The sequence below is a fragment of the Clostridium sp. CMCC3677 genome (assembly GCF_023845585.1).
Classification (GTDB): Bacteria; Bacillota; Clostridia; order Clostridiales; family Clostridiaceae; genus Clostridium; species Clostridium aquiflavi.
Window position 1 is genome coordinate 195,829 of the sequence record NZ_JAMQHS010000006.1, and the last position, 23,015, is coordinate 218,843.

Annotated in this window: 26 protein-coding genes, 1 tRNA gene, 1 pseudogene and 1 riboswitch; of the genes and pseudogenes, 5 read left to right on the plus strand and 23 right to left on the minus strand. The window is 26.8% G+C overall.

Annotated features, from left to right (window positions below; translation table 11 throughout):
* Positions 1–9: 9 nt before the first annotated feature.
* The 9 genes from cbiG to NG901_RS09335 form a co-directional block, all read right to left on the minus strand.
* Positions 10–1,068 (minus strand): cobalt-precorrin 5A hydrolase, encoded by a 1,059-nt coding sequence (gene cbiG / locus NG901_RS09295; protein WP_252213882.1) that lies wholly within the window; start codon positions 1,066–1,068, stop codon positions 10–12.
* Positions 1,065–1,823 (minus strand): precorrin-4 C(11)-methyltransferase, encoded by a 759-nt coding sequence (gene cobM, locus NG901_RS09300; RefSeq protein ID WP_252213884.1) that lies wholly within the window; start codon positions 1,821–1,823, stop codon positions 1,065–1,067. Before cobM ends, cbiG begins: the two co-directional genes overlap by 4 nt.
* Positions 1,824–1,859: 36 nt before the next feature.
* Entirely contained in the window at positions 1,860–2,522 is a 663-nt protein-coding gene (locus tag NG901_RS09305; protein ID WP_252213885.1) for a cobalt-factor II C(20)-methyltransferase, read from the minus strand.
* 1 nt (position 2,523) lies between these two features.
* Positions 2,524–3,105 carry a precorrin-6Y C5,15-methyltransferase (decarboxylating) subunit CbiT gene (gene cbiT, locus NG901_RS09310; RefSeq protein ID WP_252213887.1) on the minus strand — a complete coding sequence of 194 codons (582 nt, stop codon included), beginning with the start codon at positions 3,103–3,105 and terminating at the stop codon, positions 2,524–2,526.
* A 56-nt stretch (positions 3,106–3,161) separates the two neighbouring features.
* On the minus strand, positions 3,162–3,776 hold the full coding sequence (gene cbiE / locus NG901_RS09315) for a precorrin-6y C5,15-methyltransferase (decarboxylating) subunit CbiE (protein ID WP_252213889.1): 615 nt from the start codon (positions 3,774–3,776) through the stop codon (positions 3,162–3,164).
* 7 nt (positions 3,777–3,783) lie between these two features.
* Complete coding sequence (gene cbiD / locus NG901_RS09320; RefSeq protein ID WP_252213891.1) at positions 3,784–4,929, minus strand: cobalt-precorrin-5B (C(1))-methyltransferase CbiD; 1,146 nt, start codon at positions 4,927–4,929, stop codon at positions 3,784–3,786.
* A gap of 119 nt (positions 4,930–5,048) precedes the next feature.
* Positions 5,049–5,672, minus strand: coding sequence for a precorrin-8X methylmutase (locus NG901_RS09325; protein ID WP_252213893.1), 624 nt, complete (start codon positions 5,670–5,672; stop codon positions 5,049–5,051).
* 251 nt (positions 5,673–5,923) lie between these two features.
* Positions 5,924–7,237: a cobyrinic acid a,c-diamide synthase CobB gene (locus NG901_RS09330; RefSeq protein WP_252213895.1), complete on the minus strand. Its 1,314-nt coding sequence runs from the start codon at positions 7,235–7,237 to the stop codon at positions 5,924–5,926.
* A gap of 54 nt (positions 7,238–7,291) precedes the next feature.
* Positions 7,292–8,128, minus strand: coding sequence for a sirohydrochlorin cobaltochelatase (locus NG901_RS09335; RefSeq protein WP_252213896.1), 837 nt, complete (start codon positions 8,126–8,128; stop codon positions 7,292–7,294).
* A gap of 370 nt (positions 8,129–8,498) precedes the next feature.
* Positions 8,499–8,664: riboswitch (cobalamin riboswitch) on the minus strand.
* Between the two features lie 126 nt (positions 8,665–8,790).
* Between NG901_RS09335 and NG901_RS09340 the strand changes: the two genes are divergently transcribed.
* Positions 8,791–9,363 (plus strand): hypothetical protein, encoded by a 573-nt coding sequence (locus tag NG901_RS09340; protein WP_252213898.1) that lies wholly within the window; start codon positions 8,791–8,793, stop codon positions 9,361–9,363.
* An 86-nt stretch (positions 9,364–9,449) separates the two neighbouring features.
* Here the strand turns inward: NG901_RS09340 and NG901_RS09345 are convergent, their stop codons facing one another.
* Both NG901_RS09345 and NG901_RS09350 read right to left on the minus strand, forming a co-directional pair.
* The gene (locus tag NG901_RS09345; RefSeq protein WP_252213900.1) at positions 9,450–10,763 is read right to left on the minus strand and encodes a sodium-dependent transporter; all 1,314 of its coding nucleotides are present in this window, start codon (positions 10,761–10,763) and stop codon (positions 9,450–9,452) included.
* A gap of 266 nt (positions 10,764–11,029) precedes the next feature.
* Positions 11,030–11,194 carry a hypothetical protein gene (locus NG901_RS09350; RefSeq protein ID WP_252213901.1) on the minus strand — a complete coding sequence of 55 codons (165 nt, stop codon included), beginning with the start codon at positions 11,192–11,194 and terminating at the stop codon, positions 11,030–11,032.
* A 223-nt stretch (positions 11,195–11,417) separates the two neighbouring features.
* Here NG901_RS09350 and NG901_RS09355 point away from each other — a divergent pair.
* Positions 11,418–11,492: transfer RNA gene (locus tag NG901_RS09355), tRNA-Glu, on the plus strand.
* Positions 11,493–11,752: 260 nt separating this feature from the next.
* On the opposite strand, the gene NG901_RS09360 is transcribed toward NG901_RS09355, so the two are convergent.
* Positions 11,753–12,199, minus strand: a complete 447-nt coding sequence (locus NG901_RS09360; protein ID WP_252213903.1) for a hypothetical protein — start codon at positions 12,197–12,199, stop codon at positions 11,753–11,755.
* Between the two features lie 282 nt (positions 12,200–12,481).
* Between NG901_RS09360 and NG901_RS09365 the strand changes: the two are divergent.
* Positions 12,482–12,715, plus strand: a pseudogene (locus tag NG901_RS09365) (hypothetical protein); the annotation flags it as partial.
* Positions 12,716–12,771: 56 nt separating this feature from the next.
* On the opposite strand, the gene NG901_RS09370 reads toward NG901_RS09365, so the two are convergent.
* Genes NG901_RS09370 through NG901_RS09380 form a run of 3 tightly spaced genes read right to left on the minus strand, consistent with a single transcriptional unit; the run spans position 12,772 to position 14,027 of the window.
* Positions 12,772–12,960 (minus strand): hypothetical protein, encoded by a 189-nt coding sequence (locus NG901_RS09370; protein ID WP_252213904.1) that lies wholly within the window; start codon positions 12,958–12,960, stop codon positions 12,772–12,774.
* Between the two features lie 33 nt (positions 12,961–12,993).
* Positions 12,994–13,209, minus strand: coding sequence for an RpnC/YadD family protein (locus tag NG901_RS09375; RefSeq protein ID WP_252214026.1), 216 nt, complete (start codon positions 13,207–13,209; stop codon positions 12,994–12,996).
* An 11-nt stretch (positions 13,210–13,220) separates the two neighbouring features.
* Positions 13,221–14,027: an RpnC/YadD family protein gene (locus NG901_RS09380; protein ID WP_252213906.1), complete on the minus strand. Its 807-nt coding sequence runs from the start codon at positions 14,025–14,027 to the stop codon at positions 13,221–13,223.
* Between the two features lie 535 nt (positions 14,028–14,562).
* Here NG901_RS09380 and NG901_RS09385 point away from each other — a divergent pair.
* Positions 14,563–14,775 (plus strand): hypothetical protein, encoded by a 213-nt coding sequence (locus NG901_RS09385; protein WP_252213908.1) that lies wholly within the window; start codon positions 14,563–14,565, stop codon positions 14,773–14,775.
* A gap of 852 nt (positions 14,776–15,627) precedes the next feature.
* Here the strand turns inward: NG901_RS09385 and NG901_RS09390 are convergent.
* The 4 genes from NG901_RS09390 to NG901_RS09405 all read right to left on the minus strand — a co-directional run bounded on the left by NG901_RS09390 (position 15,628) and on the right by NG901_RS09405 (position 17,822).
* Positions 15,628–16,071, minus strand: a complete 444-nt coding sequence (locus NG901_RS09390; RefSeq protein WP_252213910.1) for a GNAT family N-acetyltransferase — start codon at positions 16,069–16,071, stop codon at positions 15,628–15,630.
* A gap of 272 nt (positions 16,072–16,343) precedes the next feature.
* Complete coding sequence (locus tag NG901_RS09395; RefSeq protein WP_252213912.1) at positions 16,344–16,643, minus strand: hypothetical protein; 300 nt, start codon at positions 16,641–16,643, stop codon at positions 16,344–16,346.
* Between the two features lie 57 nt (positions 16,644–16,700).
* Complete coding sequence (locus tag NG901_RS09400; protein ID WP_252213913.1) at positions 16,701–17,057, minus strand: hypothetical protein; 357 nt, start codon at positions 17,055–17,057, stop codon at positions 16,701–16,703.
* A gap of 93 nt (positions 17,058–17,150) precedes the next feature.
* Positions 17,151–17,822, minus strand: a complete 672-nt coding sequence (locus NG901_RS09405) for a hypothetical protein (protein WP_252213915.1) — start codon at positions 17,820–17,822, stop codon at positions 17,151–17,153.
* Positions 17,823–18,029: 207 nt separating this feature from the next.
* Between NG901_RS09405 and NG901_RS09410 the strand changes: the two genes are divergently transcribed.
* Positions 18,030–18,137, plus strand: coding sequence for a DUF1659 domain-containing protein (locus NG901_RS09410; protein ID WP_252213916.1), 108 nt, complete (start codon positions 18,030–18,032; stop codon positions 18,135–18,137).
* Positions 18,138–18,506: 369 nt separating this feature from the next.
* Here NG901_RS09410 and NG901_RS09415 read toward each other — a convergent pair whose 3' ends face one another.
* From NG901_RS09415 to NG901_RS09430, 4 genes are all read right to left on the minus strand, one after another.
* Positions 18,507–19,412 (minus strand): hypothetical protein, encoded by a 906-nt coding sequence (locus NG901_RS09415; protein ID WP_252213918.1) that lies wholly within the window; start codon positions 19,410–19,412, stop codon positions 18,507–18,509.
* Positions 19,413–19,624: 212 nt separating this feature from the next.
* Positions 19,625–20,899 carry a hypothetical protein gene (locus NG901_RS09420; RefSeq protein ID WP_252213919.1) on the minus strand — a complete coding sequence of 425 codons (1,275 nt, stop codon included), beginning with the start codon at positions 20,897–20,899 and terminating at the stop codon, positions 19,625–19,627.
* A complete protein-coding gene (locus NG901_RS09425; RefSeq protein ID WP_252213920.1) occupies positions 20,880–21,866 on the minus strand; it encodes an AAA family ATPase in 987 nt (328 codons plus the stop codon). The genes NG901_RS09420 and NG901_RS09425 overlap by 20 nt, the downstream gene beginning before the upstream one ends.
* A gap of 29 nt (positions 21,867–21,895) precedes the next feature.
* Complete coding sequence (locus tag NG901_RS09430) at positions 21,896–22,999, minus strand: hypothetical protein (RefSeq protein WP_252213921.1); 1,104 nt, start codon at positions 22,997–22,999, stop codon at positions 21,896–21,898.
* Positions 23,000–23,015: the final 16 nt, after the last annotated feature.

Below are 23,015 nucleotides of genomic sequence, written 5' to 3' on the forward strand. Positions count from 1 at the left end.
CTTTTCCTCCTAAAATTCATCTTTATTTATTCCGATGCATAACGTAATTCCATTATCTTTTATCTTATTTATTAGTATTTCAGCACCCTCTAGATATACACAAGGCTCACATACAGAAGTTACACCTACACTTTTTAATACAAAATTGCTACTTTCAAACTTATGTTGAACTTTTCTTATTTCATCACCTGAAAATGTATTAAAATCGCACTCTAATTTATTACTTAAATCAATTATTGCTTTTTCATCTTTTTTTACATCAATAGATACAATTTTCTTTACAGCCTTAATTTCTAAATTATTAAGTAAAAGATGTTTTCTCACACACTCTTCTAACTTTTCACTAGGTGTATCTCTTCTACAACCTATTCCAAGTATTAAATCCTTCTTTATTAACCTTAATATTTTTGAATAATCTAAATCTGGATTTTCTATTATCTTATTTGTTATCCATATAGAATTTTCTTCTAAGCTGTTTAGGTTTTTATATCCTTTATTAATATTTATCTTTTCATAATCATCTTTTAAACCAATAATTTTTTCATTCACTAAAATAGCTGATATATATTTAGCTTTTTTTAAATCCTCTATAATAAGATTGTTTTGCTTTGCTAATATATCAGGTGCTACTATTCCTAAATTATCAGTAGCTGTAGTTATTATAGGTATATTATTTAATATTTTAGATACCTCTAATGTTAGTTCATTTCCACCACCTAAATGACCTGATAATAAACTTATAGTATACTTATTAGCTAAATCTACAACCACAACACCTGGATCTTTATCTTTACTCTTAATAAATTGAGCTATGGCCCTTACTGCAATGCCAGTTGATGATATAAATATAATTTTATCGGAATATCCAACTGCATCTTTTGTTACATCATATAAATTGAATCTATCTGTTTTAAATATATTATTAACCAGTTTTACTTCACTATTGTTGTATAACTTTTTTGTATCTAGATTAGATTCTTCTTTTATGTATAAATTACATCCTAACTCTTCTTTAAGAGTATAAGCAATGCCCTTCCCCTTAGGTGATGGACATATTATACTTATCATTTTTGTGCCTCTGCATTTCTAAACATATGAGAGAAATTTTTATCATATAATAAACTTTTTTCAAATTCATTGCCTATAAAATCTCCCACTAATATTTGAGCACATTTAGTTATATTATTTTCCTTTACCTTCTCAACTATGTCATCTAGTGTTCCCATTAATATTCTTTCGTCATCCCAAGTTGCTCTTTCAACAACTGCTATTGGCACGTTCTTCTTATATCCTCTTCTTAACTTATCAACAACCTTATCAATCATAGATACTGATAAGAATATAGCCATAGAAGCACCTATTGATGCTAAAGCTTCAAGATCTTCTGTTTCAGGTACTGGTGTTCTTCCTTCAACTCTTGTTAAAATAACAGTTTGTGTAACACTTGGAAGTGTAAATTCTTTTTTTATTGATGATGCTGCTGCTGTAAATGAACTTACTCCTGGAACAACTTCATAATTTATATTTTCCTTATCAAGTTCAACCATTTGTTCTCTTATAGCACCATATATTGATGGATCTCCAGTATGTAATCTAACTATCACACTATTTTCACTTTCTTCTGTCTTAATTACTTCAATAACATCATCTAAAGTCATAGATGCTGAATTATAAAACTTAGCATCTTTTTTGCAGTATTTTAAATGCTCCTTTGATACTAAAGATCCTGCATATATAACAACATCTGCTTTTTCTAAAATATCTCTTCCTCTAACTGTAATTAAATCTACTGCTCCTGGTCCTGCTCCTATAAAATAAACCATATTTTACCTCTTTTCTTAATATTTGAATGTGCCTTATTATCTGCTTGCTATAACTAATGACATATAATCACAAAGCTTTAATATTTCTTCTCTGTCTTTTAATATAGTTTCTCCTTCTCTTCCAACTCTACTAATATAAGTATAGTCAAATCCCTTTTCTTCTAATACATCTAGAACCTCTTCTTCGTGCTTGTACATCTTCATAATTACTATGTATTTTTCATCTGTTATTTCTTTTATCTTGCTTGCAGGTAATATAACTAATTTTTCATCTCCAATTACTAATGTTCTATCTATTAAACTTGCTGCTGCACAAAATGAAGTTATTCCTGGTAGTGTCTTTACTTCAAATCCATGTTCTTTTACATGACTTAACATATGAATATAAGTACTATATACATATGGATCTCCAATAGTTAAGAATGCAACATTTTTACCTTCTGCTAATTTCTTTTCAATAAAGTCATAAGCTTCTCTTGATTTTTTTAATCTATCTTTTCCCCCCATAGGAAAATGCATAATTGCAACTTCAGCATCTTCTCTAACATATTCTCTTGCAGTTTCAAATGCGATACTTTCTCCACCTTCTGTAGCTGTTGGTGCAACTATAACATCACACATATTTATAGTTTTTGCTCCCTTTACTGTTATAAGTTCCTTATCCCCTGGTCCTACACCTATTCCATATAATACTGCCATTTTATTCTTCTTCTCCTCTTCTACATTTAATTATATATATTGGGTTAAGAGATATCATCATTAATGTATCTCCTTTATTTTTACTTACATTAACCATAGAAACTTCTACTTTATAATTTAATGATTTCATCTTTTCTATAGCTTTATAAGCATTATCTAAAGTGATAAAATTCATAACAATTGTTCCATCACTACTTAAAAGTTCATTACAAATTCTTATTATTTCCTCTAACTCTCCTGAACTTCCACCTATAAATATAGAATCAAACTCTAGTTCTTCATCAACTAATGTATATAATGCATTAGTTCCCTTTTTATTTAAAACCATAACGTTTTTACATTGAAATTTTTCCACATTACTTTTTGTAATATTATAAGCTTCCTCTTCTTTTTCTATAGCTAAAACTTTTCCGTGTTTCGCAATCTTAGATGCTTGAACTGTAATACTTCCAGTTCCACTTCCTATATCTAATACAAATGAGTCTTCTTTTAAATCCATCTTACTTATTGAAAGAACTCTGATCTCCTCCTTTGTCATTGGACATTTGCCTCTAATAAATTCATCATCTTTTATAAATATCATAATATAACACCTTTACTCTCTATTAATTACTTCGTCCGCCTTTGCTTATACATATATCAACACTTTGTTAAAACATGGCTAATTATTAAAATACTCAGTTCACTAAATTGTTTATTTATAAACTCTTCAGGTTTTCCTATATTTATAATTTCGTCCTCATAAGAAAGATTTTGACCTATAATTACATTACAATCAATAGATTTAGAATATAAAATTTCACATAATTTACTTGGATTGTTTTCTTTATCAGTGAGCCATACAGTCATATTATTTTCTTTTACAGTATTTAAAAACTCTTCATTTCTTCCATGTAAACTCCCTAAATGCGCATTATTCCAAGGTAATTTAACCTTTGAAGATAAGTACTGAAAAGAACTTATTCCTGGTATTACTTCAAAATTATTAGTGATATTGTTTTTTAAATAATTTACTATTCCATAAAACATTGGATCACCTGAAGCTACTAATGAAATATTAAAATTTTTATTTTCTTCTAATATTCTTTCTAAATCTTTTAAACCCTTTAAATAAATTTTTTTAGTATCAATAAAATCAAGAGAATCTACTGCTCTTTTAAACCCTATAATTACATCTGAACTTTTTAATACATTTGTTGCTTTTCCTACAATATAATCTTTATGTCCTGGACCAATTCCAACTACAAATAACATCTCTTTATCACTCCAAACATGAACTCCAAAGTAAGATTGGATTTGATGCTCCATAATACATGATTGCATCTATATTTAATTCATCATAAACATAATTTTTCATACTCTTTAATATTTTTTCACCTATATTTTCATATAATTTTTCATAGCCTTCACCTAATAATTTCACAGCACCTTCACAAGTTTTTTCATTTAAAACTTTATTTACTAAAGAAATGTCGTATCCTAAAAGTGCTAATTCTAAGGCTAATACTTCAAGCCTTACTCCACATACTCTACTATGGGTATTAAAACATCCATAAGCTATCTTGCTCATCTTTCCTATATGACCAACTATAACTATATTTTTAACATTACAAGAAACACAACATTCTAATGCAAATCCTATGAAATTTGAACATATAATAATTTCTTCTTCTTTGTAACCTAATCTCTTACAATAATTCTCACCTAAATTCCCAAAAGTAAGTATCAGATTTTTAAATTTTAAAGACTTTTGATTTATTTCTAATTTTATAGAAGCTTTTAATGCATCTTCCGACATAGGGTATACTATTCCAGATGTACCTAATATAGATATTCCCCCTTCTATTCCAAGCCTTGGATTAAAAGTTTTTTTACCTATCTCAATGCCTTGAGGAACAGAAATTATCACTTTTACATATTGATTTTTTGGTAAAATGCTCCCGACCTCTTTTATAATCATTTCTCTTGGAACTGGATTTATAGCTGGTTCACCCTTTGCTACAAATAGTCCATCTTTTGTAACTCTTCCAACACCAATTCCACCATCTAAGAAAATAGTCTTACTTTCATTACTTATTAACTTTTTAGATAATTCTTCTGCTTCTTCTTTACTTATTTTTTCTGCTCTTGCTTGTATCTCGAGTCCCATTGTAATGTCTTTATCATCACCACTAAATTTTAATATAGTGCACTGTACAAAGTTTTCACCTATAACTACATCATCAATAGGCATTTCAACTTTTATACCCTTGGGAGTGTCTATTTCTATTTCATTTAACTCTTCTTCATCGTCTAATATGTTAAAAAGTAACATTGTTGCTGCTTTAGAAGCTCCTGTAGCACATGATCCTGTTGTGTACCCACATCTCAACTTATTCATTCCACTTTCAATATACATTTCAAACATAGAAACTTACCTCCTAATTTCGGTACATGAAATGCACTTACTCATTTATATTTTCCCATAACAAGTCAAAAAAGCTAATTCCAAAAGCCAATGCTAATGGAGTATAAATATGACCGACCCTATCTTTTAACAATCATATACAAAAGTGCATTTACAATTGCAGCTCCAACTGTACTTCCACCTTTTCTTCCCTTTACTCTTATATAAGGAATTCCTAGTTCATCTAAATTTTCCTTACTTTCAGCTGCTCCAACAAAGCCTACTGGAACTGCTATTACAAGCTTTGGATTTGCTTTCTTTTCTTTTATAAGTTCTTTTAGTTTAAATAATGCAGTAGGTGCATTTCCAAATACAAATATATCTACATTATCACTGCAAGCTTTTTCAACAGCAGCCATACTTCTAGTAATTCCTTTTTCCTTTGCTTCCTTATGAACATCTGGTTCATTTACATAACAAATTACCTTACTATTTGTTTTAGCTAACGCCATCTTGTTTATTCCATTTAAAGCCATATTAGTATCTGTATATATCGTAGCCCCTTTAGATAACACCTCTTTTCCTACACTTATAGCATCATCACTTATTTCAACTAAATCTTTATATTCAAAATCAGCAGTTGTATGTATAACTCTTTTAACTATTAAAAGTTCTTCATCTGTAAAAGAATGCTTACCTAACTCCTCACCTATTATCTCAAAACTCTTTTCTTCAATCCCCATAGGATTCTTCAAATAATCCATACGCTCTCCTTCTCTTCTTATAAAATTGATTTAATTTATAGTTTATTTAAATTTAAGTTAATATATACACTAGGTAAAGTGGCATTGTAATTGGACTTTGAGAATACTTAATGAGTATTGTCACATTTACTGCTTGTCTCAATTTTATATTGAGAACAAGCTAAAATGGGACTATAGTTATTTTAGTATTCCTAAGTTCAATTACTCAGTCCACTTTACTTATGTATATATTAACACTTCATTAAATTTATTTATCTATTTATTAAACTTTCTATTAATTTAATATTTCCCAAGAAATTAATGTGTGCATATCCTGCTAATGTATTATTTTTTAAATATCCACACTGCCAAGTTATCTTTTCTCCATCATATTGTGTTTTTTCAACATTATATATTTTATTTTCATTTAAATTAACATCTGACTTATGAAATTCATGAGCATTTATTTTAACTTTTTGCCCAAAATATTTTTCATCTATATTTACTGTACAATATCCAAATCTTTTAAGACCTTTAGTCATTTCACTTTTTCCATTAAAGAATCCAACCATATTATATCCATCAATTTCTTTTGTTAAATACATAAGACCACCACATTCTGCATAACATTTTAGTCCAGAATCTAATGCATTTTTTATGCTTTTTCTCATAGATATATTACTTTCTAATTCTTCTTTAAAAACTTCTGGATATCCTCCTCCTATGTATAAAAAATCTAAGTTATCTGGTAATTTCTCATCATTCATAGGACTAAAATATGTTATATTTCCAATAGATTTTAAAAGTTCTATATTATCTTTATAGTAAAAACTAAATGCTTTATCCAATGCTATTGCAATATTTAGATTCTTATTCTCTATACTAATCTCTATTTTATTATTGCTATCACAATTAATTTCTAACATACTCTCTAAAATCCCATCTAAATCAACATGTTCATTTATTAGTTTACTACATAATGATAACTTATCTTGTAAATCATCTATTTCCATGCTTTGCACTAGACCTAAATGCCTGCTAGAAATTTTTAATTCTTCATTTTTAGGAATATATCCAAATACTTTTGTACTGCAATTTTCTTCTATAGCATATTTTAAAAGTTTATAATATTTTTCACTTACACAATTTAATACAACACCAATAATATTAGCATTTCTATAGTTCTTAAGACCGTTTATTTCTGCACATAGTGTTGAACTCTGTCCTTTAGGTGAAAGTACTAAAATTATAGGCATATTTCCTAATGTATTAGAGATATCATAAGTTGAAAATTTTGTTGTTACTCCTACACCATCGTATAATCCCATTACACCTTCAATTATTCCGATGTCACCATTTCCTTTAAAGTAACTTCTTCTAACTCCATCTTTCCCCATTAAAAATGTATCAAGATTTCTAGATTCTACTCCTGTAGCTTCTTTATGAAAAGCTGTATCTATGTAATCAGGGCCTACCTTATAACCTTGTACACTTAAACTTCTATCTTTAAATGCTTTCATAAGACCTAAAGTAAAAGTTGTTTTTCCTCCACCACTGCAATTAGACGAAATAATTATAGATTTCATATTATTCACTCCTTTCTTGATTTAATTATGATAAATAAAATGAATATATCCAAACTACACTAAAGCGCAGTGTAATTTTTTCGTACTTCCTACATTTAAATATCTGTCTTCTATAAGATCATAAATTCTTGAAATATAAAGATTTGTAAATTCATCTATTTCACCTAATCCATGAATATATGCTTCAGCATTTATACCTTCATTTAAGAACATACTTTTCCAAGAATCTTCTTCTTCTGATGCCATATCATTTTTAACATGATCCCCTGCAACCACCATTAATGGAACTAAAGTAACATTATTAATATTTTTTCTTTTTACTCTCTTTAATACTGTTTCAAAAGTAGGATACCCCTCTACAGTTCCAACAAAAACATTATCATATCCTTCGTCAACTAAAACACTTTGAAGACAACCATATACAGAATTACAGCAATGTGGAGTTCCGTGACCAAATAATATAGTACATTCATTTTTCTTTAACAAAGTTTCTATGCTATTTATAAACAATGTATAATCTTGTGGTGCATCCTCTATGCCTTGATAATAAAATATTGGTCTACCAAGTTTAAGAGAAGAAAATTTATCTTTATACATCTTAGCAACACCTTTTATATAATCAAATTCCTCACCTGGAATTATATGTAATGGTTGAATTATTACTTCTTTAAATCCTTTTTTATATAAATCTTCTAATGCCTCTTCAGGTGTAGCTATATCTATGTTATGAACATTTTTTAATTTTTTTATTATTTTATGTGCTGTAAAAGCTCTAAATATTTCATAATCTTTAAATTCATATTTTATTTTATTTTCTATTCTTTCAATAGAATTTTCTAATGCATCTAAATGACTCGTCCCAAAACTAACTACTAAAATTGCTTTTTTCATATTTCTTTCTCCACTCTACTAATTTATTTTTTTTATAATAAAACACAATTATTTTCTCAAAATAAAAAATATCCCTACTAAAATAATATACATTAGTAAGGACCTACTTAAACACATAACAAACTAAAAAAATAATTTTTTATTTTCTTTTAACTTGCTATTGTCCCTCCCTCCGAAAGATAGCATGAATTTTAGGCAGGTCTCCTGACTCAGGGGTCATCCTAAAAATTCTTTTCCTTCCCAAGTAAAAATTTCAGTGGATATTAGTCACATTCAAATAAATAACTAGTCAGTATGATAGTTTATTTTGTGAACTACTTCTTCCTTGGATTCTGCTAATAGCACAACTATTAGCAGAACTAAGTCATTGTATTTCACAAAATATCCGTCGCATCTTTGACTTGTTATTTATTTTCATATTCCTTAAAGAATTAGTCACCCTTTACAGTAGCGGGGGCTGTAGTGGATTTTAACCACTTTCCCTATTAATCTTAAGCAATTTAAATGCCTATAGAACCTAAAAAACAAATATTTTATTATGGATAAATTATAAGGTACTACTTACTTTTATTCAACTAAAAATTATATCCAAAACTTTTAATGTTCACTAAATGTATTAATTGAATACTATATTATAGGTATAATTACATAGGAGAGGTAAAATGGATTTTAATAATTTTGATTTTAACAATTTTAGCTTTAATGATTTTATTAACTATATTCAAAATAGTGGAAACACCTCAAATTGTGATTGGAATTGTAAGAATGAACAATGTAATTCAAATACAGAATCCAATAGTACAAGCACAAATTGTAATGATATTCCTGGTGGATTTCAAGATTTAGCTCCACAACTTTTTACATTGATAGCTCAAATACTAGGTTTGGTTATGGCTGGTAATTTGCCCTTTAACTTACAAAATGCAATTGGAAATTGGTTTGAATTATTAGGACAGGTTATACTAACTTTTAATTCTCAACAACAATATTTCCAAGGAGGACCTGGTAGGTACTATAATATAAAATATAAAAATGTAGCCAATCCTTTCTGTCCAAATCCACCTACTCATACTGATACTAATCAAACTGGTGATTCCTATGAATCTTCTTCAACTAATACCTCTAATAATCAGAGTAATAAATCATCAAATAAATACGAATCTGAAATTAAGAATCTAAAAAATAGCATTGAAGAGTTAAGAAAAGAAATAGCTGCATTAAAAAATAATGAATAAAAAAAGTCACCTTTAAATAACATATATATTATCAAGGTAACTTTTTTTATTTTATATTTTTTAAGATTATATAGATAAAATGTTATTTAACCAATTCCACCATATATAACACCAAGAATTATTATAATTATTGTTGCTGGAACAAATATGTATTTACCAAATTTAATAAATCCAATTCCCAATTTGTATTTTGCACCTTTATTTACTTCATCTAATGCTTTTTTATTATCAACTATATAATAGAAAATAAATGCCGTTACTACTGCTCCTATTGGTGATAATATTATTGTTATGAAGTTTGTAAAATTATTAAATAATTCTCCATTAAGGCCTAGTGGAATTGCAAAAATAAATGCTACACTAGCTATAATTATTGTTGCTTTTTTTCTACTCCACTTAGTTACACTTAAAGCAGCCTCTACTGGTCCTTCAAGCATTGCTATTGATGAAGAAATTGACGCAAATATTATACTTAAAAAGAATAATGCACTTAATAAACTGCCTAACGGCATTGTTTGAAATATACTTGGTACTGTAACAAACATTAATGCAGGCCCTGCTGTAGGGTTTAGTCCTAATGCAAAAACTGCTGGCATAATCATAAATGCTGCTAATAATGCCGATAAAGTATCAAATGCTGCTGTATTTATAGCACAGTTCGGTATATCAAATTTATCATCAGCGTAACTTCCGCATGCTACCATACAACATCCAGTTATAGATACTGTGAAAAACGCTTGTCCCATAGCCATAACCCATGTACTTGGTTTTAATAAATATGCCCAATCAGGTTTTAATAGATACTGAACTCCTTCAACTGAATTAGGTAAACTTAAAGACTTGATTATTAAAACTATAAAAATAATAAATAATAACGGAATAATTATTTTATTAATCTTTTCAATCCCCTTTGTAACACCAAAACTTACTATTATAAGTGTTATTAAAACAGCCAATGCATGCCATACTATTACACTAGGCCCATTAGTAAAGTTTGCAAAATATGTTTCAGTATTTATTGATGATATTTCTCCAGTTAAACTTATAAAAAAGTACTTTAAAACCCATCCAATTACCACAGTGTAGAACATGAATATTCCTGTTAATCCAATAGTAGGAATTATAGATATTATCTTTTCACCTTTTATATTCTTATCTTTAAAAGCTTGTCTTATTCCTCCTAATGATCCTTGTTTGTACATTCTTCCAAATGCAAACTCTCCCATTAATCCAACTACTCCTAAAATAATAACAAAAAGAAAATATGGGATTAAAAATGCTGCCCCACCATTTTCACCCAGCTTATAAGGAAACATCCATACATTTCCTAAACCTATTGCTGCTCCAATACAAGATAGTATAAATCCTAATCTACTTGAAAAGCCCTCTCTTTTACTCACTATATTCCTCCTCAACTTGTTAAATTTCAACATTTAAATTAACATACATTAACTATTATATGGAAAAAATATTATTATGTAAACAAAATATGTGATTTTTTTATTTTTTTCATTATACAGTTAAATATTTTAACACTTTATCATATTTAAAGTAATTATTTTTAAAACAGTATTCGACTAATTTATGCGTAAAAGTAAAAAAAAAGTGTTAATATTAATTTTTATTTATTAATATTAACACCATTTTCTTCTATAATTTAATAAAATTAATTTCCAGCTCTGTTATAATGCTGACTTGAAAAACCTTCTCTTTTTACAGATTTATGTTTTGCATTAGGATTATGATTATGACCTTCTTCTGTTATTGGAGTTTGATAATTACATTTTTCCATTCTTGCTGTTTTATTATCTGGTTGACTATCTTTAGGCATTAAAATCCCTCCTAACATTCAATTTATAATTAGTCTAAATTTAGTATGTCCAACATAATTTTATTTATTATAAGTATGTTAATTAATTACTTTTACAATTTAAGATACTAGTTCCTATTTAGGTTAATTTTAGATTTTAATTTTATAATTTTTGTAAAATAAATTTATTTACAGGAAATATTGACATAAAAAAAATAAAGGCGTATAATCAAACTTGTTGTGAGGCCCATTGGTCAAGCGGTTAAGACGCCACCCTCTCACGGTGGAATCATGGGTTCGATTCCCGTATGGGTCACCATTTTATAAAGAATGACTTAAACACTAGGTTTAAGCCATTCTTTTTTTGTGCTTGTATATTGAGTTTTTTATATTTTACACCATTTTTACACCATAGTTTTTCATTATATATTATCAATTTATTTTTTCTATTAAAAGATGTGTGCTACTCTACTTCTTTTAATAGAAAGACTAGTGCTTTAAGAAAAATTTATATATATATTAGTATGAGTATGTAAATTAACCCTAAAGGTACTTTTTACCTTTAGGGTTTTGTTTTTTTTACTCTAATAATCTTCCTTCTAAATATGACCATTTTAAATAATCTGGATTACTATAATAAACTGATGAATTAAAGTCTGAAATTTCATCACTTATAAATGAATTAAATACTTCAAATAAAACATCTGCTAAATTAGCTTTTTCTGAAATTATGCTTAATATTAATCTTTGATATACTTTTCCTATAGATTGAACACTTGGAACATTGTATTTACATAATCCAACTGTATCAAAGTTACCTTCTTGTATATTAAAATACTCTATTATTTCATCTGAAACTTGCTCAAATGATAGACAATGATTAACCTGAGCAATATCTAATTGCCTAGCTAATTCTTTCCTACCTAATATTTCAACAATTGTTGATCTTCTATTTTTGCTTTTTCTACTTATAAATTCTATAAGACAGCATACATAAAACAAATCATTTTTTTGAGTATCATTCATTAATAATTTCACCTCTTTCAAACTTAAGGCAATCAAGAGCTTTTAATATCTTAAATGCATGAAATTCTCTATTCTATTATTTATTTTATCATATCTTTTAAGAACTGTAATTATACTTTGATTTAATAATATGCATGTAAATAAACCTCTAAGATTGATATCCTACCTTTAATGATTTTTACTTTAAATTACTAATTATATAACCTATTTATTTAACAATTTTATTTTCAATTGTTAAATAGAAAATAAACAATAATTTTATTAAATAATAATACTTCTACTTCATCAAATACTACCTTATTTGATAATAGAAAAACTCCTATAACTAATGGAGCTGCCCCTCCAATTGATGGAGAAGCTGCTAATATAAAAAGAAGTTATACTCTTCGTAAATCTACAGTAAGAAAAATAAATGAACTAAAAAGTATACACACAGATATAAATGTTTGTGTAAGCACTATTGTTGATATTGCTATAGCATATTACCATGAATATATAACAAATAATGTTCAATAATTCTATAACTTAATAATAACCCCAGTTTCAGAGTCTATTAAATTATACAAAACTATTTACAATTCCATAGCCATTCTTATTTCTTCTATTTCCACAATAGGTAACTCAGTTAATTCATTTATAAGTTTATTACTTATGCCTTTTTTAATAGCTTTTTTAGTAACTTCAATACTCTTATTCTTTCTCCCTTGAAGAATTCCTAGTTTTCTACCTTCTTCAATTAAACTTCTTCCTAGTTCAGTCATTTTAATCTCCAAATTTAATTAATCTTATTACAATTAATTATTACTAATTGCTTTTCTTATTATTTCTATTTTCTCAATAGATAAATCTGTCAATTCACTTATTACTTCATTACTCATACCTTTTTTAATAGCTATTTTCGCAGTTTCTATTGCCTTTTCTAGTTTACCCTCTGACTTGCCTTTTTCTCTTCCCTTTTCTATACCTTTTTCAATTCCTTCTTCAATTAAGCTCTTACCTAATTCAGTCATAATTTTTTCTCCTAATTACTATACTTAAGAGTTTTCCTTATTGCCTCAATTTCCTCATTTGATAATCCTGTTAAATTACTAATTATAATATTATCTAATCCCTGTTTAATAGCATTTTTAACAATCTCGATAGTCTTTTTATTTTCACCTTCAATAATGCCTTCTGACTTACCTTTTTCCATACCCTCTTCAATCAAGCTCTTACCTAATTCAGTCATCTTAATCTCCTCCCTTACTTTCTCTAAATCTTTACCACTTAAAAACTTATTTGCAAAAGCATACAGAATTGACTCAACATCATATCTATAATTCTTATCAATATCCTTAACAACTCTTATTGCATTTACTATCTTATCACCCTTACTAAGTTTTCCACCCATTATCGGTGTAAAAGTTAATGCTATAATATCTTGCTTACTAAGTTCTTCTCCTGATTTCATTTTATCTATTATATCATTAAAGATTTTATCTCCATCTTTATTAGACATTGAAATAGCATTAACTCTATATGAATTAATTCCACTTTCATATCCATTTAAAGGTTTTTTAATATCTCCTGAATAAACTACATAAGTTACAACATCTTTTCCCGTTTGCATATTTAACAATGCTTCATATGTTCTAAATCTTCTTAAATCAGTAACACCCTTATTAGTTGTTTGGAACTCAAAATGTATATACGTATCATCTTCCATTAAGAAAGTATAATCCATAAACATATTCTTGATTTCAAGTACCACAATCTCAGTAGATCCTGTGCCCTTAACTTTTTTATCTATTCCAAAGAACTTTAATCCATCTTCTGCAAATATATCCATAGCTCTCTTTAAGTGAGAATCAAAATCTATGATTTTGTTCTTCGAACTTACCCAGTGAACGTATGTGAATCGGGCTTCCTTTTATCATATCTTCATAATTAGTAGCTCTCATCATTTCACCCCTTTAACTGTAAAATAATATTCCTAGCATATAACACTTTTAATATATATGTTCTAATTAAGTTATTACATTTATACTTTTTATATAATTTTCATATAAAATTATATCTTTAATTAACAATATCTAGTTAGAAGCATATATATCATAAATTTGTTGTTACTTCAATTATAACCTATAATATTTATTTTATAAACTCTATAAAATAATCACCTTATAAACATATATTCTCTATGTAGGAGGTGATTTTTTTATGGATATTAATGAATTAATAAGTCTTAAATGTATAAAATTATTTCCAATTATGTTATTTGCTATACATATCACAAAATAAATACTATAATTTATAAGTAAATATATTTAAATACAGTATATTTATGTTAAATAAAGACACTACTATGAAAAGAGGGTAAGATATTGTTAAAAAAATTACATATTAAACTTGTAGCTACTTTCGATAAATTCTATAGTATGTTTTTTCTATATATATTATTTGGATTTCTTATATCTATTTCTTCAATTGGAAAAAATACTTTAGGACATAAATTAGAGATAATCTGTGGAATTATATGTATGATATCTGGAATAGTTGGATTAATAAAGTCATATAAAACTAAAAGAAAATCCTAAATTAAAAACTTAATTACTTAATTTTAAGGACAAGCCTTAGGTATGTTTGACCTAGCTACAAAAGTTTATAAAAAATTAATACTGTCAATCTGCTCCTTAGTCCTAGCCCTTGACATTATTAACTTTTTTTATGATATAATTTTGCTTTTCAAACTACAGATATATAGAAAATAATATATTAGTCGGGGGCATATTTAGAAGATATAAACACCCTAGAAATTCGTTAAATTTAGTAATAAAAGTATAAAATCAATTTATTTAAAATCATAAAGAATATTGCTAAATAAAATATAAAATTGTATTTAATAAAAATACTATCTTATCTACTAATTCATCTATAAAATAAGAGAACATCTAAAAATATAATAGGCATAGGTTAAACCTAATGGACTAGCATTTTGCCTGTCAATTAGTTAGCTACATAGGAATATAACAATTTGGAGATAGAATATCCATAAATGAAGTATGAGTGGCTTTGATATTCTATCTCCTGGTTGTTTTATTCCACTATTAATATCATGTTTAATTCCAACTAAGTTTACAATTAAGGATTTTTTTATTTTTAGTAAATGTATCTTAAAAGAACAAAAAGGCATGTACATTTAGGTAAACAAAATTTCCCGAAATGTACTAGCCTCTTTAAGCTTGTATCATTTACGGGATAACGGCTTGTTTGCAGAAAGTAGGCTTGCCTTTATATAAGATGGTTTTTATTTAAAAAGATTATTAGAAAAATATTTCTTTAATCAACTTATCTTAGTATTTAGAATAAAATAAATATCTCATCAACAAATTGAAATTTACTTCGCATTATATTAAAATTACAAACCAACTATAACAAATTTTTTATCTTTATTTTTTATATAACATATCTATATGTGGAATATTATCCTCTAGATATTCTTCCGAAACTGCTTTAAAGCCAAGACTACTATAAAAATTAAGTAAATATGCTTGTGCTTGAATTTTAATAGTATCTTCATTTAAATTATTTTCTACAAACTCAATGGCTTTTAACATCATTCCTCTTGAAATTCCTTTACCACGATAATTTTTCTTAACGGCTACTCTTCCTATTGATATTTCATCGTAAGAAACCCCCTTTTCCAAAATTCTTAAGTATGCAACTACTTCTCCATTTTCTTCAGAAAATAAATGATACGAATTTAAATCTTTATTATCACAGTCAAGATATGCACACTCCTGCTCAACAACAAATACTTCATTTCTTAATGCTAAAATTTTGTATATTTCTTCGACATTAAGTTCCTTAAATTTTTTAATCTTCCAATTCATTAAATTACCTCCATCTACATTAAATATTATGTCTTAATATAATACTTAAACTCCTCTAATAAACATAAAAGCACTGAATCTAATTCCTCCTTAAAAAGGCCCTAATGGAATGAGACTCAGTGCTTTGTAATATTCTTACCCGGGGATAAGAATAAGCATCGTATTATTTAATTATTAAATATGATAGCATGTATCTAACTTTTACGCAATAGTAGATTCAAACCAGTCAGCAAATTACTATTTATAATACCCAACCTTAAATTAGAATTTATCTATCTCCAATATTTAAAAGCATAACCGTCTTCTGGTTCTCCAATTTCGTATCCGAGTGATTCTGTCAATTTATGTTTAAGACTACTATACCATTCATTCCAAATATAATCTGGCATAATACCTGCGATTTGAATTCCACTAGGCTCAACAGAAGCCCATAAATCAACATCTTTCCCAATCCATTTTACTTCGTTATCATTTCCTGCCCAGTATGGCATAGATTTATAAACTTCATTTATTTTATGCCATATTTCTTCAGGTGCAGAATAATGAATGTTTAAATTTATATCTTTATACATAATTTATCCTTTCATCAAATTACTATTTTAACTGTTATACAGCAAATTGGAATTTACTTACCATATCTTTATGGTTTCGGTAAAGACTTCTTGTCCATTTTTCTTTGCTATGACAGTTAACAAACAAGGAATAAAACTATTCCCTCTATACTTTGGTTTGCACTCATAACCATTAACCTTTTCCTGTTCTAGCAAATCTTCAATCATATCATCATATCTGTCCTTTAATGTAACTACTACTGGTGGTACATATAATGTATTTTCAAAAACTGGCTCACCATTAAAACGTAATGGCATCAAATAAAGAGGTACAAGAATCTTTTTTTCATATAATTCTTGAACTTTTTTATTAGAATCAATTTTCGAAAAATCTAGTTTATTTATATATTTTTTTAAAAAATTAAATAATTTCATTTGTTAGTCTCCTTTACAAATTTGGAATTTGTGTTATCTTAATACTTCTATTTCAAATCCATATTCACGCAATATAATATTATCATCTATTTATCATTTATCTATATTTTCAGGGAATAATTTCCACACATGAGAAATCCCTGTTTTAATCTTATGTGTATCATTGAATATGCATTTATATTCATCTAAATTAATAAAATCTGTAATCACTATTTTTAATTCATCTAAAGTTGATATATCATCACAATAAGCACTAACTCCACTAAACTCCACTTCTCCTTCAAAAGAAAATGGAACATCTTCACCATATTCATCATCCCAATACACATTTGCAGTTCCTGTCCATCGAACTAGAAACCTATTTCCATTTCTTTTTAAGAATTTAATTGTTCCACTAGTTACATCTTCATGTTCAAAAACATACAATGTTCCTGCTTCTTCACCGTTTGCATTATATTGAGAATCCCATTTTAAAGAAAGTCCTTCTATATCTTTCCATGATTTTATATCAAGCCTAAAACCATTGTTATGATACAAACGAGGCGAAACCGATTCATAATAAATTTCTTCATCATCTTCTGAGTCTTCCAATTCTTCATTATCTAATTCTGTTACAAAATCTCCTGCATTCATATCTATTTCTATAGACCAGTAGAATTCTGCCAGTCCAGTACTCTGCATTCTTTTACTCATGGCAGAATCCATAAAACTCCCACCAAATGTCGCATTCTCCACATCAAACTTTAATTTTCCCAACTTAAACATATTTTTCCTCCACAAATTACTATTTTTCTGTTGGTTAATTATATCATATTTTGTAAATACACCCTTATAAATTTTTTAAGAGAATTTTAGTAATGACTACAACTTTACATATTATAAAAATATTTATAATTAATTTTCTTATAACCTTGTAATTTTTAATTCTAAAACATATATCCTATGTGAAATCAAATTAAAGGGGTTAAACTAATGGCTATAAACAAACTTGTAAAGGACACTATCATGAGCATTGAAATTCAAAAAGGTGTTGATAAGAATGGTGATCCAGTATTTACAAAAAGAACTTTTCTAGTGTAAAAGAAGATGTTAATGCAGATCAAGTTAAAACATTAATGAACCTTATAATCTAAAAAGAAGTCTTTTTCATTAATGGTGGATTATTAAAAGCAATTGATTCTGCTCAAATAACACACAGAGCAATCACAAAATTTGATTTAAAATAATCTTTCTCTCATAATAAAAAACTCTTTCTTTTATAAGATAAACACCCATGCATAATTATTTATACATGGGTGTTTTGTTAGTTAACTCTGTTTACTCCTAGTATCTAAAACTTATATTTACTATACTATCATTTAAAGTTAAACTTCATATTTTATGAATAATGGATAGCTTTACATTATATATTTAGCTATAATATAATTCTTCATCACATTGCCTTCCATCTCAAAGCACTTTACCAAAAAAACCCTTATAGCTTTCATATACATTTTCGCCAAATAAAATTGACTCACACGTTATCGGTTCTCCATTAAGAATATGCCATCGCCAATCACCTTTACCATCATATAAATCATTACCTTTAAGGTTACCTACTATTATATCAACATTTACCGTTCCATCTGTAAAATTTATAAGCGCTTTACGCATTTCTTCTACCTTCTGCAATGCTTCTTTTTCCACTTCAACCTTTTTTTCAGCATCATATAAACGGTCATCAAGTGAAATATGTATAGATAAATAAACTGGACATATGTCAAAAGCTTTCTCCATAGTAAAATTAGTAAAATTAATGCACCCCTCCGGTGTCTCCAGTTTTTCCCTATATGCATTTACCTGTTTTTCCATAGCTTCATATTTATCATTATCCGTATAACCTGTACTGTCTGCCAAATTGCAATAAGTATAGCTACTTGCATTTACTATTGGTATATCTATAAAATACTTGTTCATAAACTGTTCTTGATAATATTTACCAATATATTCTTTCAGGTAACTCTCTATCTGATGTTTCAAAGTAGCGCTATTGTTCAGCAGAAACTCTTGTTCACTCCCGTTAACATCTGTATATTTTATAGTCCACTGAATATATTTGATATCGTGCTTATCAATATCTTCATTAATATCACCGGCTTGGTGATATATTTCAGTTTCTTCGACAACTTCATAATCACTTCCAAACATCGCAGCCAGAGCTTTCTGGTACAATTCAATATAGTTTTCTGAATATATGTGTACATTATCTTCCACCGTATAATGGATGCCTGTAGAACTTCTTTCCGATTTATTACAACTCGTTAACAATCCTAATGTAATAAGCATTATAAAACAAAGTATAATATTCTTTTTCATATTTAATCTACCTTTCTATAAAATTATTTTATAGAACTTTATAAGTAACAATTATGAACTAAGTATTTATTTTCAATTACTTATTATAAATAATTTCTCCTAATTATTCTAAGTATATGAATAATGGGAAGTTCAACAACATCAATTAACTAAAGCAATTTCCAATATCAACCCATTTCAAAAATGTAAAAGTTATCTATCTGTTTATTTTATCATCTTAATCCTAACTCTTCACAAATATCCTTTGTTAATTTTGATAAAGGTCTTTTACCTAATTCAGCAGAATCTATATAATTAGAAACAACCATCTGTAAAACTTCCTCTCTACTATTGAATAGTTCAGGGTATTGTGCATACAGTTCATCTATTCTGCTCTCATTATATATTATAGCTTTTTTAATAATTTCTCTTATATAATCTTTATGAGAGTTATATAAATCTTCAAGATGAAATATATTTTTAGACTTATATATCTTCTTTCCAATTTCACTTTCAGAATATTTTATATCAATTTCTATTTTGAAGTTATTAGAATTACCTAGCAAATAACTTATATCATATGCATCCTCTTCTTTTAATAGTTCTTTCTCATCCTTTTTTATATCCTCATTTGTATAAAAATCTGTTTTAAATTTAGCTTCATCTCCAAACTCTTCTTCATATGGATAAATATAACCTCCCTCGTAGAAATCTTCATCCCCTTTGAATCTTGAATTACATATTTGGCAGCTTGGAATAAAATTATATAGAGATAGTGCTAAAAAAGGATACTTAGACTTAGGATAAAAATGATCAAGATCAGCAGTACTTTTGCGCTTGTTTGTATCATCAAAATAATTATTTATATATTCTCTATTGCAATAAGGACACACCGAAATTCCCATCATAAATAGCAATTCATGCCTATTCCACTGAATTTCATTGCTTAGTTTTATTCCTTTTTTTCCAAAGCATCCTTCATAATTGAATATTTTTTCTAAGCTCTGTTTAATTTCATGTATTTCATTATATGTATCTCCAAAAACACTTCCTCTTACTATTTTTTCTCGTTCTGCTTTAGATTCTATTTTCTCACCAGCTGTTTTAGTTAATTCATCAAAAATTTCTTTTTCTTCTTCATTAAGTTTATCAATTAATTTCTCTAGACTTTTTTTTATTTTTTCTACTTTTTTATTCTTATTATATATAAATTTATTTATTAATTCATATATAATTTCTTCACCTTGTTTAAAAATAATTTCCCTATACTTTTCTATAATCTCGTCTAATATTTCTTTGTTTCCTACTGCTAATTCAAATAATTTTTCTTCATCTACCTGATCTTGTTCACTTAAAAATAATTCATTAAATAGTAGATATTTTTTACTATTTTTATCTAACGGCATTTCTTTTTGAATTTCACGTTGTACTTTTTTTAGAAAAAATTCCTTATGATATTCTTTTATTACATTCCAATTTTTAATGTCATTACATCTTATTAATATCATCTTTTACATCTACCTTATCTTTTAATTGTCTGATTTTTTCATTCAATAATCTCATAATATTTTCAATATCATTTAAACCTTCATCTTTTAGAATCTGTTCTAATTCAGCTTTTTCTTTTTGCAATTCCATAATTTCTTCTTTTAAATCTTTTTCATCTTCAGAAAAAGTTTTAAGAAATAATTCTTCAAGTTTTCTTTTAATTAAAGGTTCTCCAATGATATCTATAATATATTTAATTTCTATTTTACGTTCTGACAAATTAGGTTCTGAAAATACAGATGGAATATCCTCTGAATTTTTATCCTTCCATTTTTTATATTCCATCATATACTTTATACTTTCTTGAATCTTCTTTCTTGAAAATTCACCAACAGTAGCTTTAATAAAAAATTCATTGGCTAAAATTGTATGAATATTATTTGCAAATGTTTTTCCTACGTTCCTCATTCTTTTTACTATACATCTTTTTTCATTATTTTCATTTAAAGTACTCTCTAATAATATTAAATTATTGCTAGGTACATCTGAAACCATAAAAGGGGAATGGGTTGAAATAATGATTTGATACTTAGTTTCTACATTTTCTAATCTCTTAAGATTATCTAATAAAATTGGTATGAATTTTCGAGCCCATTCTGGATGAAATGATCTATCCGGTTCATCTAATAATAAAATAACAGTATCTCCATATCTCACATGAGGATTTTTTAAACTTTCTCTTATTTTTGCAAAAACATTTAAAAATTGATGTTCGCCTTCACTTAGATTCTTAAATATAACTTTTATATTATTGTCCAAATTATTTTTATCATTATGCATTATATATGTATCTAGAATATTTGCTAAATTTATTAATTCTAATTCTTCACCATGATTTAGCGGAATTTTTATATTTTTACTTGTAAAGTAATCCTCATTAATCTTTTCTAAAGCCTCTATAAATTCTTCTATTGAGTAATAAAACATGTTCTCATTGCCAAGTTGAATATATTCTTCTATCTTATCATTAATTTTTTAATTATTTCCAATAAATACCTTACTTGATTTTCATATAAATCTTTATTTTCCATACTTAAATATAGACTATCAATTATTTTTTGAATTTCAATTATTATATCGTCATTTTCGTTTTTGTTATCTCCCCTGTTTCTTAATACTCCTTCATTAAAGGATTCATATATATAATTTTCTAGAAAATCTAATATAAATCTTTGTTTTATATCTTTTGAATCTATTAAGGTTGATTCATTTATATTTTCATCTAATCTATTAACTTTTCTAAATATACTTTTAACCGGCTTTTTAGGAAGTTTTAAATCTAACTTTTTTTCATCTTCTGCATAATAATTAAATTTAGTTTCAATTACTATCTTTACAGCAGTATTAAAGAAATCCACTTCATATCCCCTATGTTCAATAATCAATTTTTTTTGATTTATCACAAGAAAATTTAGAAAATTATATTTTTCTTTAATTCCAATATTACTTCCGTAAAATCTATTTACCAAAGTTGTATAATCATTTTGTTTATAAACTGAAAGATCTGAATATCTATCACTAATTGACTTATCAAATCTATCCCTTATATTTACATATATAATTTTTTCATTTATTGCTTTTCCATTATTATCACTTTCATTCTGCATATATCCTATATAGTTATACATAAGAGTGTCCTTATTTATCTTATCCATAACAATACTATATGGTTCCCTTATTGGATATTTGTCCTCTAATGGTAAATTACTAACCATACCTTTGATTAAATCTATTCCACATCCCTCAATTGCGAAAACATCATTTTTAATATGATATAATAAAAAGTATTTATCTCTATATTTATTATAATTCCTTATTCTATCATCCATTTTCATTCCTAATAAATCTAGAGTTGTTGATTTTCCAGCACCATTTTTCCCTATTATTAATGATAGATTTTCTACATTGTTTCCAAAGAAATTCTTTACATAATCTACTTTCTTTATTGAGATTTTTCTATTTTTTTTATTATATTTAACATCAAATTTTTGCGTAAATAAAAATTCTTGTTCTTCTAGTAATTCTGAAAACTTTTCAACATATGCATAAATTAACTCCATCTTAATTTTACCTACT

Bases quoted from the DNA above. Each gene is read 5' to 3' on its own strand.
- cbiG (WP_252213882.1), bottom strand. From the start codon at position 1,068: ATGATAAGTATAATATGTCCATCACCTAAGGGGAAGGGCATTGCTTAT.
- cobM (WP_252213884.1), bottom strand. From the start codon at position 1,823: ATGGTTTATTTTATAGGAGCAGGACCAGGAGCAGTAGATTTAATTACA.
- NG901_RS09305 (WP_252213885.1), bottom strand. From the start codon at position 2,522: ATGGCAGTATTATATGGAATAGGTGTAGGACCAGGGGATAAGGAACTT.
- cbiT (WP_252213887.1), bottom strand. From the start codon at position 3,105: ATGATATTTATAAAAGATGATGAATTTATTAGAGGCAAATGTCCAATG.
- cbiE (WP_252213889.1), bottom strand. From the start codon at position 3,776: ATGTTATTTGTAGTTGGAATTGGTCCAGGACATAAAGATTATATTGTA.
- cbiD (WP_252213891.1), bottom strand. From the start codon at position 4,929: ATGTTTGAAATGTATATTGAAAGTGGAATGAATAAGTTGAGATGTGGG.
- NG901_RS09325 (WP_252213893.1), bottom strand. From the start codon at position 5,672: ATGGATTATTTGAAGAATCCTATGGGGATTGAAGAAAAGAGTTTTGAG.
- NG901_RS09330 (WP_252213895.1), bottom strand. From the start codon at position 7,237: ATGAAATCTATAATTATTTCGTCTAATTGCAGTGGTGGAGGAAAAACA.
- NG901_RS09335 (WP_252213896.1), bottom strand. From the start codon at position 8,128: ATGAAAAAAGCAATTTTAGTAGTTAGTTTTGGGACGAGTCATTTAGAT.
- NG901_RS09340 (WP_252213898.1), top strand. From the start codon at position 8,791: ATGGATTTTAATAATTTTGATTTTAACAATTTTAGCTTTAATGATTTT.
- NG901_RS09350 (WP_252213901.1), bottom strand. From the start codon at position 11,194: ATGCCTAAAGATAGTCAACCAGATAATAAAACAGCAAGAATGGAAAAA.
- NG901_RS09360 (WP_252213903.1), bottom strand. From the start codon at position 12,199: ATGAATGATACTCAAAAAAATGATTTGTTTTATGTATGCTGTCTTATA.
- NG901_RS09370 (WP_252213904.1), bottom strand. From the start codon at position 12,960: ATGACTGAACTAGGAAGAAGTTTAATTGAAGAAGGTAGAAAACTAGGA.
- NG901_RS09375 (WP_252214026.1), bottom strand. From the start codon at position 13,209: ATGACTGAATTAGGTAAGAGCTTAATTGAAGAAGGAATTGAAAAAGGT.
- NG901_RS09380 (WP_252213906.1), bottom strand. From the start codon at position 14,027: ATGGATATATTTGCAGAAGATGGATTAAAGTTCTTTGGAATAGATAAA.
- NG901_RS09390 (WP_252213910.1), bottom strand. From the start codon at position 16,071: ATGAATTGGAAGATTAAAAAATTTAAGGAACTTAATGTCGAAGAAATA.
- NG901_RS09395 (WP_252213912.1), bottom strand. From the start codon at position 16,643: ATGTATAAAGATATAAATTTAAACATTCATTATTCTGCACCTGAAGAA.
- NG901_RS09400 (WP_252213913.1), bottom strand. From the start codon at position 17,057: ATGAAATTATTTAATTTTTTAAAAAAATATATAAATAAACTAGATTTT.
- NG901_RS09405 (WP_252213915.1), bottom strand. From the start codon at position 17,822: ATGTTTAAGTTGGGAAAATTAAAGTTTGATGTGGAGAATGCGACATTT.
- NG901_RS09410 (WP_252213916.1), top strand. From the start codon at position 18,030: ATGGCTATAAACAAACTTGTAAAGGACACTATCATGAGCATTGAAATT.
- NG901_RS09415 (WP_252213918.1), bottom strand. From the start codon at position 19,412: ATGAAAAAGAATATTATACTTTGTTTTATAATGCTTATTACATTAGGA.
- NG901_RS09420 (WP_252213919.1), bottom strand. From the start codon at position 20,899: ATGATATTAATAAGATGTAATGACATTAAAAATTGGAATGTAATAAAA.
- NG901_RS09425 (WP_252213920.1), bottom strand. From the start codon at position 21,866: ATGTTTTATTACTCAATAGAAGAATTTATAGAGGCTTTAGAAAAGATT.
- NG901_RS09430 (WP_252213921.1), bottom strand. From the start codon at position 22,999: ATGGAGTTAATTTATGCATATGTTGAAAAGTTTTCAGAATTACTAGAA.